This window comes from uncultured Mailhella sp., from assembly GCF_944324995.1.
Classification (GTDB): domain Bacteria; phylum Desulfobacterota; class Desulfovibrionia; order Desulfovibrionales; family Desulfovibrionaceae; genus Mailhella.
Genome location: NZ_CALUYL010000007.1, coordinates 57,920 through 70,847, shown reverse-complemented (window position 1 = coordinate 70,847; position 12,928 = coordinate 57,920). Strand labels below are relative to the sequence as shown.

13 protein-coding genes and 2 tRNA genes are annotated in these 12,928 nt (G+C 59.8%); 11 read left to right on the top strand and 4 right to left on the bottom strand.

Annotated features, from left to right (window positions below):
• Positions 1-120 precede the first annotated feature (120 nt).
• Positions 121-1,593 carry an efflux transporter outer membrane subunit gene (locus Q0K02_RS04800; RefSeq protein ID WP_294485542.1) on the top strand — a complete coding sequence of 491 codons (1,473 nt, stop codon included), beginning with the start codon at positions 121-123 and terminating at the stop codon, positions 1,591-1,593.
• A 264-nt stretch (positions 1,594-1,857) separates the two neighbouring features.
• On the opposite strand, the gene Q0K02_RS04795 is transcribed toward Q0K02_RS04800, so the two are convergent.
• The gene (locus Q0K02_RS04795) at positions 1,858-2,781 is read right to left on the bottom strand and encodes an acyltransferase (protein WP_294485540.1); all 924 of its coding nucleotides are present in this window, start codon (positions 2,779-2,781) and stop codon (positions 1,858-1,860) included.
• Entirely contained in the window at positions 2,778-3,437 is a 660-nt protein-coding gene (locus Q0K02_RS04790) for a lysophospholipid acyltransferase family protein (RefSeq protein WP_294485538.1), read from the bottom strand. The genes Q0K02_RS04795 and Q0K02_RS04790 overlap by 4 nt, the downstream gene beginning before the upstream one ends.
• Before the next feature lie 152 nt (positions 3,438-3,589).
• Between Q0K02_RS04790 and Q0K02_RS04785 the strand changes: the two genes are divergently transcribed.
• The 6 genes from Q0K02_RS04785 (at position 3,590) to Q0K02_RS04760 (ending at position 8,077) form a co-directional block, all read left to right on the top strand.
• Complete coding sequence (locus tag Q0K02_RS04785) at positions 3,590-4,366, top strand: pseudouridine synthase (protein ID WP_294485536.1); 777 nt, start codon at positions 3,590-3,592, stop codon at positions 4,364-4,366.
• A 228-nt stretch (positions 4,367-4,594) separates the two neighbouring features.
• Positions 4,595-6,130, top strand: coding sequence for a leucyl aminopeptidase (locus tag Q0K02_RS04780; protein WP_294485535.1), 1,536 nt, complete (start codon positions 4,595-4,597; stop codon positions 6,128-6,130).
• Between the two features lie 195 nt (positions 6,131-6,325).
• Positions 6,326-7,111, top strand: a complete 786-nt coding sequence (locus Q0K02_RS04775; protein ID WP_294485533.1) for a tRNA 2-thiocytidine biosynthesis TtcA family protein — start codon at positions 6,326-6,328, stop codon at positions 7,109-7,111.
• Between the two features lie 101 nt (positions 7,112-7,212).
• The gene (locus Q0K02_RS04770; RefSeq protein ID WP_294485532.1) at positions 7,213-7,830 is read left to right on the top strand and encodes a phosphatase PAP2 family protein; all 618 of its coding nucleotides are present in this window, start codon (positions 7,213-7,215) and stop codon (positions 7,828-7,830) included.
• An 82-nt stretch (positions 7,831-7,912) separates the two neighbouring features.
• Positions 7,913-7,987 (top strand) — tRNA-Gln (locus tag Q0K02_RS04765).
• 13 nt (positions 7,988-8,000) lie between these two features.
• Positions 8,001-8,077, top strand: a tRNA-Glu gene (locus tag Q0K02_RS04760).
• Between the two features lie 105 nt (positions 8,078-8,182).
• Here the strand turns inward: Q0K02_RS04760 and Q0K02_RS04755 are convergent.
• On the bottom strand, positions 8,183-9,304 hold the full coding sequence (locus Q0K02_RS04755; RefSeq protein ID WP_294485530.1) for a tyrosine-type recombinase/integrase: 1,122 nt from the start codon (positions 9,302-9,304) through the stop codon (positions 8,183-8,185).
• A gap of 313 nt (positions 9,305-9,617) precedes the next feature.
• Between Q0K02_RS04755 and Q0K02_RS04750 the strand changes: the two genes are divergently transcribed.
• From Q0K02_RS04750 to Q0K02_RS04735, 4 genes are all read left to right on the top strand, one after another.
• Positions 9,618-10,010: a pyridoxamine 5'-phosphate oxidase family protein gene (locus Q0K02_RS04750; protein ID WP_294485528.1), complete on the top strand. Its 393-nt coding sequence runs from the start codon at positions 9,618-9,620 to the stop codon at positions 10,008-10,010.
• A 402-nt stretch (positions 10,011-10,412) separates the two neighbouring features.
• A complete protein-coding gene (locus tag Q0K02_RS04745; protein WP_294485526.1) occupies positions 10,413-10,862 on the top strand; it encodes a hypothetical protein in 450 nt (149 codons plus the stop codon).
• A gap of 18 nt (positions 10,863-10,880) precedes the next feature.
• Positions 10,881-11,270 (top strand): helix-turn-helix domain-containing protein, encoded by a 390-nt coding sequence (locus tag Q0K02_RS04740; protein ID WP_294485524.1) that lies wholly within the window; start codon positions 10,881-10,883, stop codon positions 11,268-11,270.
• Positions 11,215-11,688: a GNAT family N-acetyltransferase gene (locus Q0K02_RS04735; protein ID WP_363315662.1), complete on the top strand. Its 474-nt coding sequence runs from the start codon at positions 11,215-11,217 to the stop codon at positions 11,686-11,688. The genes Q0K02_RS04740 and Q0K02_RS04735 overlap by 56 nt, the downstream gene beginning before the upstream one ends.
• 366 nt (positions 11,689-12,054) lie before the next feature.
• Here the strand turns inward: Q0K02_RS04735 and Q0K02_RS04730 are convergent, their stop codons facing one another.
• Positions 12,055-12,921 carry an NAD(P)-dependent oxidoreductase gene (locus Q0K02_RS04730; RefSeq protein ID WP_294485521.1) on the bottom strand — a complete coding sequence of 289 codons (867 nt, stop codon included), beginning with the start codon at positions 12,919-12,921 and terminating at the stop codon, positions 12,055-12,057.
• Positions 12,922-12,928 lie beyond the last annotated feature (7 nt).

Below are 12,928 nucleotides of genomic sequence, written 5' to 3'. Positions count from 1 at the left end.
GCCGGAAACGTCGGCTTCGGCGGCCGATTCTGTCGGAGAGCGGGGATGGCGGCGCAGGTCGCGTCCCCCGTGTTGAGGAACGATTCACAGGCGGACCGCGCCCGCCAGGGAGGAAACGTCATGCGGATCATGCTTTCGCTGCTGATGGCGGCGTTGTTCTTTTCGGGATGTTCCTTTGCGCCGGAGTATCATCGGCCGGAACAGGATCTGCCGTCCTCCTGGGGGCGGGACGAGTCGAAACCCGAGCCGGGCGAGCTTTCGCGGGAGTGGTGGCGGCGCTTCAACGACGAGGCGCTGAACGATCTTGTGTCTCGGGCGCTCGCACAGAACAGGAATCTGGAGCAGAGTCTGGCCCGGGTGGACAGCGCCCGCGCCGCGCTCGGGGTGGCCCGGGCCGGGCTTTTTCCGCAGATTTCGGCGCAGGGGAGCGGCGAGCGGGCCAGGGCGAGTCTGGACACGTCGGCTTCCTACGGACTTGTGCGCGAGCTCGGGGCGCTGGAGAATCGCGTGGACGCTCTGGACGGGCAGGGCGCAAGGAGCGTGTCTGCGCCCTCGCGTGTGGATTCTCTGTGGAGCGGCGCGGTGCAGGCCGCGTGGGAGCTCGACATCTGGGGCAGATACCGCAACGCGGCGGACGCGGCGCGGGAGAATCTGCTTTCGGCGGAAGACGCGGCGCAGGCCATGGAGCTTTCTCTGGCGGGGCAGGTGTGCTCGGCCTATTTCGACATGCTGAACTACCGCGAGCAGCGGGATCTGACCGAGCGCACGCTGAAGGTTCGGGAGAGTTCCGCCGCGCTTTATGAAAAGCAGTACGCCGCAGGAGCCATCAGCGAGCTCGACATCCTCAACGTGCGCACGCAGGTGGATTCCTTGAAGGACAGTCTGGCGCAGGCGAAAACCCGTCTGGAACAGGCCGAGGGCGCGCTTCTGCTGCTTACCGGCGCGACGCCGGAAGAAATTTTTTCCGGCAGGGCGAAGAGGGGAACGCCGCTTGCCGAGCTCCCCGCCGCGCCGCAGCTTCCCGTGGGGCTGCCTTCGGAACTTCTGACCCGCAGGCCGGACATCCGTTCCGCCGAAGCCTCGCTTCGCGCCGCGCATTTTCAGGTGGGCGAGGCGCGGGCCGCGTTTTTTCCGTCCATCAGCCTGACGGGCAGCCTGGGCACGTCGAGCACGGAGCTGGACGGGCTGTTTTCCGGCGCGGCGGGCACATGGAATTTCGGCGGCGGCGTGTCGCTGCCGATATTCACGTTCGGCCGCACCGTGAGCGGCGTGCGTCAGGCGGAGGCCGCCGTGCGGGCTGCGGCCGCGGCCTACGAACTTTCCGTGCAGCAGGCGTTCAGCGACATCCGTTCCGCGCTCGCCGCGCAGAAGGGCTCGGCGGACAGCGTGAAAAGTCTTGCCGATGCCGCCGCGCGCATGGAAAAGGCCGCGGAGCTGGCCAGAGTGCGCTATGAGTCCGGGTATTCTCCCTACCTCGACGTGCTGGAAGCGGAGCGCACGCTGTACGCGTCGCAGATGCAGCTTGCCGCAGGCCGCGCGGCGCAGCTTTCCGCCGTGGCGCAGGTCTGCGTGGCGCTCGGCGGCGGCTGGTGAGAGGAACCCCGGGCCGCAGCCGGAACGCCTTGCGGACGGCACAAGACTGTGCGCAGGACAGGCATGACTTGAGCTTTCTTCTGCGCGGCAGAACGAGTCCGGGGGAAAATTGCGTTTTGCGGAGCAGCAGGCAACGGCCAGGGGCGCAACTTTGTTTTTGTTGTGAGCAGGGCGAGGTCGGGGGCGTTCTTGTGGGGCTCCGCGCATCGCTCAGGCGGGCGCAGGGCATGAAAAACGGCGTTCCGTATTCGGAACGCCGTTCGGTTATGCCTGTCCGGCCGCGGAGTCGTGAGAAGCGGCGGATGTTTTTTCCTTGGTCTTCCAGCGGTCGTGCATCCAGAACCACTGCTCCGGCCGTTCGCGTATGAAGCTCTCGATGGCCTGCGTGTAGAACAGCGCGGCGGCCTTCACCTGCTCGTCGCGGCTGCCTTCCAGCGTGGCGGTGTCGAGCGGCTCCTTGAGATGAAAGACGTAATGATCCTTCTCCCTCACGAGCACCACGGGCCACACCAGCGCCTTGGCCCGCACGGCCAGCAGCGCGGGGCCCATGTTCACGGCCGCGGTTTCGTTGAGAAAGGGCAGAAATTCCGCTTCCGAAGGCGAGGTGTTGTGATCCACGAGAAAGGCGACGATGCCCTTTTTGTGCAGCGCGCGTATGACGCTCATGGCCGCGTTGCGGTGACCAATCATGTCGGCCCCGGTGGCCTCGCGGCAGGAGGCGATGAAGGCCTGCACGGCTTCGTCGCGGTATCGGCGCACCACCACCATGCGCGGTCTCGGCGGCGCATAGAGCTGTCCGAGCATGGAGGCGAGCAGTTCCCAGGAGCCGAAATGCGCGGTGGCCGCCACAATGGGGCGGTCGCATTCGCGCAGTTTCTGCATAAGCTCGGGCGAGGCTATGCGCAGCCTCGGCGAATTCATGCCGAATTTGCCGGTGAGAAGAATTTCCAGAAAGGCGCGGCCGGTGTGGCAGAAGCTGGCTTTGGCCGTCTGTTCCGCCTCTTCCCGGGACATGCCGAGATGCTTCATGATGTTGTTCACGGCAAGATTGCGGCGCGAAGGCAGAAAGCGCCAGATGAGGCGGCCCGTGAGATTGCCGAGCACGGCCGTGCCGGGAAAGCCGAAAAGACGCAGCACATGGCCCGCTCCGCAGAGCAGGTGAAAACGCAGACGCTCTCCGCCCGTCATGCCGTGACTCCCGGAATGAGTCCCACGGCCAGTTCGTGGAGCTCCCTGTCCAGACGTTCTCTGGCGCGCGCCAGCGTGGTGTGTTCGATGTCCGGCACTTCCTTCGTGCCTTCTCCCCACGCGCGGCCGAAACGTATGATCACGCGCGAAAAGGGCAGCGGAATCTGAAATTTATCCCAGGTGGGGCAGCGCAGGGCGTGTTTGACGTAGATGCGCACCGGCATGATGCGCGCATTGGTGCGGTTGGCCAGAAAAAGCGGACCTTCCTTGCTTTTGTGGCGCGGACCGGCGGGGCCGTCCACGGTAATGCAGGCGTGAACCTGTTCGTGCTTCATCATGCGGGCGAGGCTGAGCAGCGCGCGCACGCCGCCGCGGGTGCTGGAGCCGCGCACGGCTCCCACGTTGTTGGAGGCAAGAATGCGGGCAAGCATGTCGCCGTCGCTGCTGGGACTGACGATGGACACCACGCGAAGCTGACGCGCCATGGGAATGAGGGAAAACAGCTCATCGTGCCAGAGGCAGAAGATGAGTCGTTCTCCGCTGGCGTGAACGGCGTCCACTTCCGCGCGGTTTTCCTCGCGAATGCGGAGAGTGGCGCAGATGGCGGTGTACAGATGGGAGAACAGCGCGGAAGTAAGGGCTGGGGGCAGATGCATGAGTTCGGTTCTGGCCTTGTTTCTTTATTAAAAGGAAAAAGGGATCCGCTGCGGCGAATGGTCTTGACGGATGGTATGATAGCCCACATTATCCCGATGTGCCAGTGGAGAAAGATGACTTTTTTCGGGGCGGAGCCCCGCAGGAGGAGAGAGTGGCGGAAGGCATCAGACTGAACAAGGCGCTCGCGGACGCGGGAGTATGCTCGCGCCGCAGTGCCGACGAGCTTGTTTTTGCCGGAAGAGTTCGCGTGAACGGCGTTGTGGCGGACAGCCCCGGCGTGCGGGTGCAGCCCGGCGACGAGGTGTCGGTGGACGGGCGTCCCGTGAGGCTGAAGGAGGAGAGTCGGCAGCCCTGCTGGCTCATGCTCAACAAGCCCGTGCGCATCGTGTCCACGGCGAGCGATCCGGAAGGACGCGAAACCGTGCTCGATCTCGTGCCCGAGCCGTGGCGGCGTCGTCGGCTGTTTCCCGTGGGGCGTCTCGACTTTTTTTCCGAGGGGCTGCTTCTGCTCACCGACGACGGAGAACTGGCGCACCGCCTGACCCATCCGCGCTGGCATCTTTCCAAGGTGTACCATGTGCTTGTGCGTCCGGAACGGGGCGAGGCCTCGGTGGCGGAAGCGCTTTCTCTCATGCGCCGCGGCATGACGCTTGCCGAAGGCGACAGGCTCGCGCCCGTGGAAGTGCGGGTGCTGCCTTCGTCGCTGCGGGGCGTGCTTTTGGAAATGGTGCTGCATCAGGGCCTGAACCGGCAGATTCGCCGCATGTGCCGCGATGTGGATTTCACCGTGCTGCGCCTGAAAAGAGTGCAGGAAGGCCCGCTGGAACTGGGAAGTCTGGCTCCGGGAAGAGTGCGTCCGCTCTCTGAGGCCGAGGTGTCGGCGCTTCGCCGCGCCGTGGGACTGGAGACGGGCACAAAACGCAGATGATGTGCGCCTCTGGCGGCGGGCCCTGCGGAAGGCGAATCCTCGCCGCGCAGGCCCGGAGTGCGGGGCGTTTTGACGATGTTTCGTGAGGTTTCGGAAGTACGGATGCAGCGTGCGTCGGCTTCCGTCGGCAGGGGCGCTTCGGTGAAAGGGCGGCCCGGCCCGCGTGTGCAGCGGCAGCCGCGTTGCGGCACGCCGCAAAAGAAACGACAGTGATGATTGAGGTGACGTATGGATATTCGTTTTCAGACCGGCGGTCCTTCCCAGTGGAAGGCGGATGTGGTCGTCACGTTTGTTTTTGAAGGCGAAGGCGTGGAAGAAGCCTGCGCTGCGCTTGCGCAGAGTGCTGTCTGGCTCAGCATCGCGCCCGCGTGGCGCGATTTTCACGGCGGCAGGGATGAGTCCGTCATGTTCTACGGGCCGCAGGCCATGGAGATTTCCCGTGTGCTCGGCGTGGGACTCGGCAAGGCCGACAAGGCGGACATGACCGCGTTCCGCTATGCCGTGGGCAAGGCCGTTCGCCGCTGCCGCGACTACGATCTCGCCACCGTGGGGCTTGACGGCGCCTCGCTGGCCCGCGTGGCCGAAAAGCTGGGCGTGAGCTTCGATGCGCTGGTGCGCGAGGCCGTGATTGCCGCGTATCTTGCGCTGTACCGCTACGACCGCTGGAAGAGCGAGAAGAGCCCGCACGCCGATCCCCGCTGGCTGGCCCTGATGCTGGAAGGCGAATACGTGGAGAACGACGTGCGCGCCCAGGCGAGAATGGCCGAGGCGGAAGCGCGGGGCGTCATGCTTGCGCGCGACGCGGCCAACGATCCGGCCAACGTCATGACTCCCTCGGCCTTTGCGCAGAAGGCCGAAGCCGTGGCGTCGAAGTACGGCATGAAGGCGCTCGTGCTCGGTCCCGACGCACTTGCCGCCGAAGGCATGAACGCCTATCTGGCCGTGGCCCGCGGTTCGGTCGAAGAGCCCCGCATGGTGGTGGTGGAGTACGCGCCCCGCGGTTCGGAAGGACAGAAGCCCGTGGTGCTCGTGGGCAAGGGCCTCTGCTTTGATTCCGGCGGCATCAGCCTCAAGCCCGCCAAGGGCATGGAGGAAATGAAGGGCGACATGTCCGGCGCGGCGGCGGTGCTCGGCGTCATGGAGGCTCTCGGTCAGCTTGCGCCTTCGCTGGAGCCGAAGCGTCCCGTGGTGGGCATCATGGCCTGCGCGGAGAACATGCCCGGCGGACACGCCACCCGCCCCGGCGACATCGTGGTCGCCAAAAACGGCAAGTCCGTGGAAATCGTGAACACCGACGCGGAAGGCCGACTGGTGCTCGCCGACGCCCTGGCCTGGGCGCAGGAAAAATACGAGCCCTTCCGTCTGGTGGACATCGCCACGCTCACCGGAGCCTGCGCCGTGGCGCTCGGCCCCGATTCGGCCGGACTCTTCGCTTCGGACGACGATCTGGCCGATCTGCTGCACAAGGCCGGCATGGCGCTTGGCGAACGCAACTGGCGTCTGCCCCTCTGGACGGCCATGGGACTTGAGGGCCTCAAGAGTTCCTGCGCCGACATGGCAAATTCCGGCCGTCGCGAAGGCGGAGCCATCAACGCCGCCGTGTTTCTTCAGCAGTTCGTGCGCGAGGGAGTGTGCTGGGCGCACATCGACATGGCCGCTGCGGACAACGGCGAGAGCCCGATCAACGCCAAGGGCGAAACGGGATTCGGCGTGCGCACGTTGCTGAGCGCCGTGTGGGACGACGACAGGGACATGCTTCAGTAAAAATATCGGGCGATGCGCAAAGGCGTCGCGCATGAGCGTCGAGGCGGCTTTTTCCGAGGGGAAGGGCCGCCCGTGCGTCATGAGTCGGCCGCAGGCGATGTCTGGCGTATCCCTGTGGGCCTTCGAGATTTGCGCGGCGTTTTCGCGCGGCAACACAAGACAGGCGGGCGGAGAGCCCGGCACAGGAGATCAGGGGTGAGCCGTATAAGCAAGCTCAGTTACGCGCAGCAGGTGTGCGTGAAGGCCGCAGGCAAGGCCATGCAGTCCACGGGCATGCTGCATCCGGGCGCGCGCGTGGGCGTGGCCGTATCGGGCGGCGTGGACAGTTTCGTGCTGCTCAAGGTGCTGCAGATCAGGCAGCGCATCGTGCCTTTTCCTTTTGAAATTATGGCGCTGCATCTCAATCCCGGCTTTGATCCGACCAATCACGCGCCGCTTGCCGAATGGCTGGCCAGGGAGGGCATTGCCGGGCATCTCGAAGTCACGGATTACGGCCCCCGCGGTCACTCGGACGAAAATCTGCGCAACTCCGCCTGCTTCTACTGCGCCAGGCTGCGCAGAAAGCGTCTCTTCGCCCTGTGCCGCGAATATCACCTCACCCATCTGGCCTTCGGGCACAACAACGACGATCTGGTGACCAATTTTCTCATGAATCTGGTGCAGACCGGCAAGGTCGCGGGCATGAGCATGAACGAGCCGTTTTTCGGCGGCGCGCTTCAGGTCATCCGCCCGCTCATGCTGCTCTCCAAGGCGGAAATCGTGCGCGCGGCGAGGCAGTGGGAACTGCCGGTCTTTTCTAATCCCTGCCCGTCGGCGGGCAAGACCCGGCGCGCCGACATGATGGACGTGCTCGACGCCATGTGCGCGGGCAGCAAGGTGCGGCGCAAGAACATATTCAACGGACTCGCCCGCTGGCAGTGGGAACAGAACCGTCTCTCTGCCGACACGATTGACGGAAACGCCGGGGGCGGCATAGAGTAGGCAGAACTTTGCGGGACCGTCCCGCCAACGCCTGCGGCGTATCGGCTGCCGGCAGGCTTTCCGTGACTTTGAGGAACTATTGCTGAATACAAGAGGCTCCCATGTTTCAGATTATCGATCAGTCGCTGTTTGAACTCATCAACGTGTCGGCTCATAATGCGGTGTTCAATTTCTTCATGCCCCTGTTTTCTCAGGTGTGGCTCATGTGGGTGGGCGCGCTCGTGTGCGTGATCGCCTACGCCGTGCACTGCTGGCGCAGTTCTCTGGAGCCGGTGGGGCGCGTGCTCATGCTTGTGCTGCTCATGGGCCTTTCCGTGGGCGTGACCGACCTTACCACCAGTGCGCTCAAGTCTTCCATCGACCGTGAGCGTCCCTGTCAGGTGCTCATGGACACCAATTATTATGATGCGGCAACCGATCAGTGGCTGGTCATAGACGAAAACACCACCGAAACCGCCGGTCTCGGCGGCTCCATGCCGTCTTCGCCGTCTGCGGCCTGCATGGCCGTGGCCGTGGTGCTTTCCCTGCTGTTCTACCGTTCCAACCCCTGGGTGTACCTTCTGCCGTTCTGCGTGGGCTTTTCGCAGGTGTACGTGGGCAAGAACTATCCGTTCGACGTGGTGGTCGGATGGCTCATCGGGCTGGTGTCCGTTATTGCCGTATGGTGGATATGTCATTTGATTATCATACGTTTTTCCTCGCATAGACGGCTCGGTTAGCAGAAAAAACAAAAAAAATTAAAATTTCCGGAAATAATCGCTTGACTTCTCCGGCGATTCTGGTAGTTCTCTTTCTCACCGATGGGCTATCGTTCAATTGGCAGGACGTCGGATTCTGGCTCCGATAATCAAGGTTCGAGTCCTTGTAGCCCAGCCACGGTAAACACCGTGTCCCCATCGTCTAGCCGGCCCAGGACAGCGGCCTTTCACGCCGTCAACGGCGGTTCAAATCCGCCTGGGGACGCCAAATGAAATCAACGCCTTGTGAGTGATCACAAGGCGTTTTTTTTTGTTAATTCCTCAGTGTCATGGATGTGCTGTTCGGCAGCCCCCGCTGATGGAGCATGAGGCGTCACTTACGAAAAACACTGTTCTGTGTGATGCGGCAGGCTGCGGTCTCCCAGAGCCGGAAGCGTTTCTCTCTGGTCCGTGTACAGCCTCTCGCTTTTCGTATGGCGATTCGTGGTGGTCGCCCGATAATGTTCATGAGAACCTGGGCGGCATTCAGACCTGAACTCACGAACGTGATGGCTGCGCTCTTGTGCCGGATGGCGTGAAAACCGAAGGGCTTCACATGGGCCTTCCGGCAGAGGATCTCCATGAAGTGAATGCGCTGGGTGAACGGTTGCCCCGGAAACGTGTCGTTCTGAAGCTGCATGAACACATTGTCCACCGTGCAGGGGCGGGCGTCCCGCCGCCCACTTGAGCGCCTTGACCAGTTCCGGGCGCATTCGGAATCGGCGCACCCGTTCCATGCCATGGCCTGATTTGTTTCGGTCAGCCTGATTTTTTCTTTCTGAATGTCCACATCGCTCCACGTCAGCCGGAAGATTTCGCTTCTGCGTCCTCCCGTGAAGTACAGGGGCAGCAGCATGAGCAGGGCCTGCCTTTCCGCCTGCTGAAACACCTTGATGGCATCACGTTCCGTCGGGAAACATGGCGCTCGCCGTGCCTTGCGGCAGAGGGCTTCGGCTTCAAGGCGGCAACGTCGCCTGCATAAAAATCCCTCAAAGAAGTCTGAACCCCCAGTTCCATGCAGACGGCAGATTCTTGTGGTACCTGCTGGCGACGTTCGCCCCGCGCGCATCCTTGATTCTGGAAAGAAACTCATAGGCTCTCGCCGAAGTGATTTCCGCAATGTCATGGATGCCCTTTTTGCCGCAGCAGGCGAAAAAGTCCTTCGTCGCCAGCTTCTTTTCCACATGAGCTGTCGGCTCATGGTTCGCTGAACAGGGGCAAGGCAACTATCTCCCCGCGCCATAAGCAGTTCTGATGCCGTGGGGATCGTCATCCCTTCCCGTGCGAGCCTTTTTTGCTCTTTCTCCCATTCTTTTGCGGCCCGCCATTCCGGGCCATGAGTTTCCCTGCCGGAAGCATTTTGCAGGCTGTCTGCCTGCCGTTCACGATGACTCTCGCCATCCAGCAATTTCCTTTGTCCGGGCTCTACGTCGGCATTGCTGAAATATTTGAGCACCGTGCCCCGTCGAAACCTCTTATGAGAAAAGCTATAATGTTATGCTCCATATACGTTGATTTACGTATATAATCCCATATTTTATTGTCAGTAAACAGAAAAATGCACTTTTTCGCTGGTACATGGATTAGATGTCTGCGAAAGTTCTTTGTGATTGGTATTTAATAAAATTATATTAATTAGTTTTTTACATTTTAAGTATATTTTTGTATTTTACTATGAAATTTATTAGTTACTAATAAATTTATTTATATATTGTTTCTGCTGAGTTTATTTTCTATACATTTTTAATCAAAAATATAAGGAGGTTTTTATGTTGAACGAATCCGTCAAGAAGATGCTGAAAGAACATATGTGGGACTTGGCAACCTTTGGTGATGGTTGTCCGAATGTGGTTCCCGTCGCTTTCAAGGATGTGTTGGACGACGGCACCCTCGTCGTTGGTGACGTGTTCCTTGAGACCACGCTGAAGAACATCTGCGAAAATGGGAAAATCGCCATCTCCGCATATGATCCCCAGAGTCTGGAAGGCTATCAGATCAAGGGCACGGCCAGCTACCTGAGCGAAGGTCCTGTGGTCGATGCCTTCAAGGTCATGGTCGAAGATATGTTCCACGGTGCGGTGACAGCCAAGGGCGCGGTGAAGATTGTGCCTGAAAAGGTTATCGTTGCCACCCCCGGGGCAGACAACAAGAAAGTTCTCTGATCCGAGGTAGTCCGATAGCCGCTATTTGGAAACCGGGAGATGTCTCTTTTTCAGCATCCCTCGGTTTCCCCACGCACAAAATGAGTACAGCATATATCGATACGGAAACATGTGTAGGGTGTGGTGCCTGCATACTCTGTTGTCCCCTGAAAGCCATCGCCATGAAGCCTGGTTGGAAAAGTGTCGTAGATGAACAGATTTGCTGTGGCTGTGGCCGATGTGTGAGGCTATGTCATAAACAGGCCATTCACCTCCGTCCCAGGATTGGTAAGGACTGATTATTCCTCTTCTGTTGCCAAGTATGCGGTACAGAGAAATCCTGTATCCGTCTGCTTGGAGTTGATCCAGGTTCTGCTGGCGTTCAACGCGGCAGCGGTTTTGGGTTGAGATAAGGCGAAACCGTTGCTCTGGGGCATAGGTTTCGGCTATGCTCTGGTGCAGTTGCGTTGCATCCTGCTCGTGCAGTTTTTTGAGATGAGCCTTGAGCCTGCACTCGCCGTTCTTCATTATGCAGCAGGATGGGCGTACATGTGTCTGCTGGCCTGGGGGCGCTTCGCAGTCGCCTTTCATCAGAAACGAATAGTACGCAATCGAAGGTTTTCACAGGGCTTTGCTGCACTGGTCGATGTGAAGATATATCTCGATGGGCTGACTGTTCCGGCTACGTATGTTGTTCCCATGTTTTCCACCGCTTCTGGACTGTTTTTTGCACGCGTAGCCGTAGTCGTTCTCGGCAGCGCATCTACGTTCCTGCGGGGCGTTCTTTGGCGTCAGGATGCAGAGCCGGCATCAGATCCATTACCGTTCCATCAATGCGGTGCTGGGTCTTTTTCTTTTCTACTGTGCCTATGACATGACAAGGAGCTGAACATGTACGAACACAAGTTGCCTAAAGATATTCGTTGTCCGTTGGAATACGGCCTTGATATTTTTGGAGGGAAATGGAAGTCCAGGATTATCTGCGTGCTGGCGGATAAAACGCTTCGTTATAGTGAGATGCGTAAGGAGATGGTCAATATCACGGATGCTGTCTTGGCTTCTGCGTTGAAGGAACTTCAGGAAGACGGCATCGTGGAACGCAGGCAATATATGGAGGTGCCTCCCCGGGTGGAATATTGCCTTACGGATAAAGGGCGCACAGTCATCCCCATACTGCAAAGCATTTGCCAGTGGGCTGGAGCCTATCATCTCACGGACACTTCCTATGCGCTGTCCCAGTGTCAGCGTTGCGACTATCGAAATCCTAAAGGCGGGGCATGAAGATATGGCTGTCGTGTACACTGAAGAGAAAAATTTTTCTAAGAATGACGTCCAGTCGTTGTTTCTTTCCGTAGGTTGGGTCTCGGGCGAGTATCCCTCTCGACTTCATAAGGCGCTCATGAATTCTTCCACGGTCTTGACCGCGTGGGATAACGGTCAGCTCGTTGGACTCATACGGGTACTTGATGACAGCGAGATGGTGGCCTATATCCATTACGTTCTTGTGCGTCCCAGTCATCAGGGTATGGGCATAGCGGGTGAGATGATGAAACGCATCAAAACTAAATATCAGGATTATCTTTATCTGGAAGTTATGCCGGAAGAAAGCAAGAATGCTTTTTTTTATCAAAAATATGATTTCCATATTATGGAAGACGGTGTTCCTATGCAGATATGCAATTTTTTAAATAAATATTAAAGCGGAAGCGACCGAAACAGACAACCGCCTTCTCAGCGGGTGATTCTGACTCATGCCTCAGGGTAATGGATGTGCTGTCCGGCAGCCTTCGCTGATGGAGCATGAGGCGTCACTTACGAAAAAACACTGTTCTGTGTGATGCGGCAGGCTGCCGCTTCACGGATCTGGAAGCGTTTCTCTCTGATTCGCGTTCAGCCCCGCGCCTTGCGCACGGCCTCCGTCGCGCTCTCCCGAAGACGCAAAAAGATCTCCCGTCGCAGCAGCCATCGTGCTTGCGGCAGGAGATCTTTGGTCTTCGCAATGCCTCGCGTCGTCTCTGAATAAGATGGAGACGGGCGGCAGGCGGCGCAAAGCGCCTCGGCGTCGTTATCCTTTCAGGGCATCGACGCGGGCAATACCGCTGCAGTCTTCGTCGGCATAGTTCGAGGCGCTGCGGAACAGCGCCGTGGCGCATTCGGCAAGCGGCATGTGCAGGTCAGGATGTTCCGAAGCGCATGTCATGGCTATTTCCATGTCCTTGAGCATGAGGCCGAGGGTAAAGACCGGCGCGTAGTCTCCCTGCACCATGCGTCCGAAATTGCGGGAAAACTGTGTGGAGCCTCCGGCGCTTTCCTTCGTCACTTCCGCAAGGGTCTGCATGTCCAGCCCGAGCGCCCGCGCGAAACGATAGAATTCCCCGACGGCCGCCAGATTCACGGCCCCCAGCAGATTGGTCATGGCCTTGATGGTCTTGCCCGTGCCTACGGCTCCCAGCCGGAACACCTTTTCCGTCATGGCGGAAAGCACGGGAGCGGCGTCGTCGAAGTCCTCGTCCTTGCCTGCGCCGAGCACCACCAGCGTTCCGGCCACGGCCTTCGGTCTTGCTCCGGTAATGGGCGCGTCCAGAACGCGCACGCCCAGCGGGCGGCACAGTTCTTCAACCCTGCGCACGGCTCCGGGCGTGCAGGAGCTCATCTCCAGCACGAGGCATCCGCGCTTCACGGACTGTCTGAATTCCTCGTTTTCATAAATATCGAGCACGGCCCTGTCGTCGGGAACCACGCTGACGACGAAATCCGCCCCCGAAACCATGTCTTTCACGGAAGACTTCATGACGGCTCCGTGCCTCGCGGCCTCTTCCGGTCCGGCGGCATTGCGATGCACCATGACGCGCACCTCATGACCGGCGTTCAGAAGATTGATCGCCATGGGCAGGCCCATGCTGCCGAGACCGAAAAACGCTACAACAGCCATACTACCT

What these genes read in the sequence shown, in the direction of transcription:
- Q0K02_RS04770 (WP_294485532.1), top strand. Translation starts at nt 7,213, where the DNA reads ATGTTTCAGATTATCGATCAGTCGCTGTTTGAACTCATCAACGTGTCG.
- Q0K02_RS04780 (WP_294485535.1), top strand. Translation starts at nt 4,595, where the DNA reads ATGGATATTCGTTTTCAGACCGGCGGTCCTTCCCAGTGGAAGGCGGAT.
- Q0K02_RS04750 (WP_294485528.1), top strand. Translation starts at nt 9,618, where the DNA reads ATGTTGAACGAATCCGTCAAGAAGATGCTGAAAGAACATATGTGGGAC.
- Q0K02_RS04735 (WP_363315662.1), top strand. Translation starts at nt 11,215, where the DNA reads ATGCGCTGTCCCAGTGTCAGCGTTGCGACTATCGAAATCCTAAAGGCG.
- Q0K02_RS04730 (WP_294485521.1), bottom strand. Translation starts at nt 12,921, where the DNA reads ATGGCTGTTGTAGCGTTTTTCGGTCTCGGCAGCATGGGCCTGCCCATG.
- Q0K02_RS04740 (WP_294485524.1), top strand. Translation starts at nt 10,881, where the DNA reads ATGTACGAACACAAGTTGCCTAAAGATATTCGTTGTCCGTTGGAATAC.
- Q0K02_RS04800 (WP_294485542.1), top strand. Translation starts at nt 121, where the DNA reads ATGCGGATCATGCTTTCGCTGCTGATGGCGGCGTTGTTCTTTTCGGGA.
- Q0K02_RS04790 (WP_294485538.1), bottom strand. Translation starts at nt 3,437, where the DNA reads ATGCATCTGCCCCCAGCCCTTACTTCCGCGCTGTTCTCCCATCTGTAC.
- Q0K02_RS04795 (WP_294485540.1), bottom strand. Translation starts at nt 2,781, where the DNA reads ATGACGGGCGGAGAGCGTCTGCGTTTTCACCTGCTCTGCGGAGCGGGC.